The organism is Kitasatospora sp. NPDC001225, from assembly GCF_053597855.1.
Genome location: NZ_JBSFJC010000314.1, coordinates 1 through 3,192, shown reverse-complemented (window position 1 = coordinate 3,192; position 3,192 = coordinate 1). Strand labels below are relative to the sequence as shown.

General features: G+C 75.8%; 1 protein-coding gene. It reads left to right on the top strand.

Annotated elements, in window-relative coordinates; genetic code table 11:
* Positions 1-124: 124 nt before the first annotated feature.
* On the top strand, positions 125-3,192 hold a 3,068-nt coding region (locus tag ACWDCZ_RS39765), incomplete at its 3' end, for an SDR family NAD(P)-dependent oxidoreductase (RefSeq protein ID WP_449818516.1).

The window sequence follows — 3,192 nt, the reverse complement described above, 5'->3', positions numbered from 1 at the left end:
GACCGGGTGGTGCCGGTAGTGTCAATGGTGTCAATGGGAGCGGGGTGGGCTGGTGTCCGGTCGGGCGGAGGTGAGCGGTCGGTCGGTGTTCGTCTTCCCGGGTCAGGGTTCCCAGTGGGCTGGGATGGGGCGTCGGCTGCTCGTCGAGTCGGCGGTGTTCGCGGAGGCGCTCGGTGAGGTCGACAAGGCTCTGAGGGCTTATGTCGACTGGTCGTTGCTCGATGTGGTGAACCAGGTGCCGGGTGCCGCCTCGTTGGAGCGGGTGGACGTGGTGCAGCCGGTGTCGTTCGCGGTGAACGTCGGTTTGGCGCGGCTGTGGGCGTCGCTGGGTGTGGTGCCTGACGCGGTGGTGGGTCACTCGCAGGGGGAGATCGCGGCGGCGCACGTCGCCGGCATCCTCTCCCTGGACGACGCGGCGGCCGTGGTGGCGCTGCGGTCGCAGGCCATCGCCCGCGGTCTGGCCGGACGCGGCGGCATGGTGTCGGTCGGGTTGCCGCTCGCCGAGGTGGCCGACCGGCTCCCCGCCGGGGTCGAGGTCGCGGCCGTCAACGGCCCCTCCTCGGTGGTGGTGGCTGGTGACCCGGCGGGTCTGGACACGCTGGTCGTCGCGTACGAGGAGCAGGGCGTGCGCGTGCGGCGGATCGCCGTCGACTACGCCTCGCACACCTCGCACGTGGAGTCCATCGAGGCCGAACTCGCCGAGCTGCTGGGCTCCGTGAAGCCCCAGCCCGCCGCGATCCCCTTCCTCTCCACCGTCGAGGGCCGCTGGCTGGAGGGCCCGGAGCTGGACGCGGGGTATTGGTACCGCAACCTGCGGCAGACCGTCCGCTTCGCCGACGCCGTCGAGACCCTGGCCGGCGAGGGCTTCCGGGCCTTCGTCGAGGTCAGCGCGCACCCCGTGCTCGCCCACGGCATCGTCGAGGCCCTGGAGGAGGCCGTTCAGGCGCCGACCGTCGTCACCGGGACCCTGCGCCGCGAGGACGGCGGCTGGGACCGCGTCCTGCTCGCCGCCGCCGAACTCCATGTGCACGGCCTGTCCGTGGATTGGTCCACGACCCACGCCGGGGCCGGCACCGTCCGCCCGTCCGAACTGCCCACCTACGCCTTCCAGCACCAGCGCTTCTGGCTGGAGCCCGTGGCCGCCACGGGTGACGTGACCGCGTTCGGGGTCGCCGCCGCCGAGCATCCGCTGCTCGGCACCCTGGTCGAACTGCCCGACGGGGGAGAGGTGTTCACCGGGCGGCTGTCGATCCGATCGCACCCGTGGCTGGCCGGCCACGCCGTCTCCGGGACGGTCCTGCTGCCCGGCGCGGCCTTCCTCGAACTCGCCCTGCGGGCGGGGGAGCGGACCGGTCTCGGCCGCCTCGACGAGCTGGTCGTCGAGGCGCCCGGGATCCTGCCCGAGCGCGGTGGCCTCCAGGTCCGTGTCACGGTCGACCCGGCCACCGCCGGCGACGACCGCCGGGCCGTCCACGTGCACTCGCGGCCCGAGGACGCGGAGGGCGGCGTGTGGACCCGGCACGCCACCGGCTTCCTGGCGGCCGAGACCGCACCGGAGTTCGGCTACGAGGCGTGGCCGCCGGCCGGCGCGGAGCCGGTCGCCCTGGACGGCTTCTACGAGCGGCTGGCCGAGGCGGGCTACGAGTACGGCGACGCGTTCCGGGGCCTGCGGGCCGCCTGGCGGTCGGGCGAGGAGGTGTTCGCCGAGGTCGCGCTGCCGGAGGAACTGACGGACTCCGCCGGGCGGTTCGGACTGCACCCGGCCCTGCTGGACGCGGCCCTGCAGTCCGCCAACCTGGGCGCGGCGCCGGTGGCCGGACCGGGGGAGGTGCTGCTGCCGTTCGCCTGGAACGACGTGGCCCTGTACGCGTCCGGGGCCACCGCGCTGCGGGTGCACTCCCGCCGGGAGGGCCCGGACAGCGTCTCCTTCGCGCTGACCGACCCGGTCGGCCGGCCCGTCGGTGCCGTCGGGGCGCTGGTCCTGCGGCCGGTGGCGCCCGAGCGGCTGTCCGCCGCCCGGGACACCGCCGCCGAGCACCTGTACCGCGTCGCCTGGGCGCCCGCCGACCTGCCGCGGGCGGCGGACCGCCCGTCCGGGGACGATGTGCTCGACCTGACCCGCGTCCCCGAGGGGCTGTCGGTGCCGCGGGCGGCCCGGGCACTCGTCGGCGCCGCGCTCGGCGGGATCCAGGAGCACCTGGCCGGTGACTCCGCCGGCCCGCTCGCGGTCCTGACCGCGCACGGCGCCGGGGACCCGGCGGCGGCCGCCGTCCGGGGCCTGGTCCGCACCGCGCAGCTCGAACACCCGGGCCGGATCGTCCTGGTGGACACCGACGGCTCGGCGGTGCCCGCCTCACTGGTGGCCGACGCGCTCGCGTCCGGTGAACCCCATGTCGCGTGGCGCGACGGGACCGCGGTGGTGCCGCGCCTGGCGCGTGCCGAGGCGCCCACCGGCACCGGCCCGGTCCTGGATCCGGCGGGGACGGTGCTGGTGACGGGTGGTACGGGGACGTTGGGCGGGTTGGTGGCCCGGCATCTGGTGGAGTCGCACGGGGTGCGGCGGCTGCTGTTGGTGAGTCGTCGCGGCGTGGCGGCGCCGGGTGCGGCGGAGTTGGTGGCCGGGCTCGAGGCGCTGGGTGCCGAGGTGGAGGTGGTGGCCGCCGATGTGTCGGACCGTTCGGTGGTCGACGACCTGGTCCGTCGGGTCCCGGAGGGGCGTCCGCTGACGGCGGTGGTGCACACCGCCGGTGCGCTGGCCGACGGCGTCTTCGAGACGCGGTCGGCGGAGGAGCTGGGGGAGGTGTTCGCCCCGAAGGCGGACGCGGCCTGGCACCTGCACGAGGCGACCGAGGGCCTGGGTCTCGCGGCCTTCGTGCTCTTCTCCTCCGGTGCGGGCGTGTTCGGCAGTGCCGGGCAGAGCCTGTACGGGTCGGCGAACGGTTTCCTGGACGGTCTGGCCGGGTGGCGCCGTGAGCGGGGCCTGCCGGCGGTCTCGCTGGCCTGGGGCCTGTGGGCTCAGGCCAGTGGTCTGACCGGGCACCTGGACGAGGCCGATCGGGCCCGGCTGGCCCGGGGCGGCCTGGCGGCCATGGCGACGGAGGAGGCGCTGGCGCTGTTCGACGCCGCGCTGAGGTCCCCGGAGGCGCTGCTGGTCCCGACCCGGCTGGACCGCGACGCGCTGCGCGGGCAGGC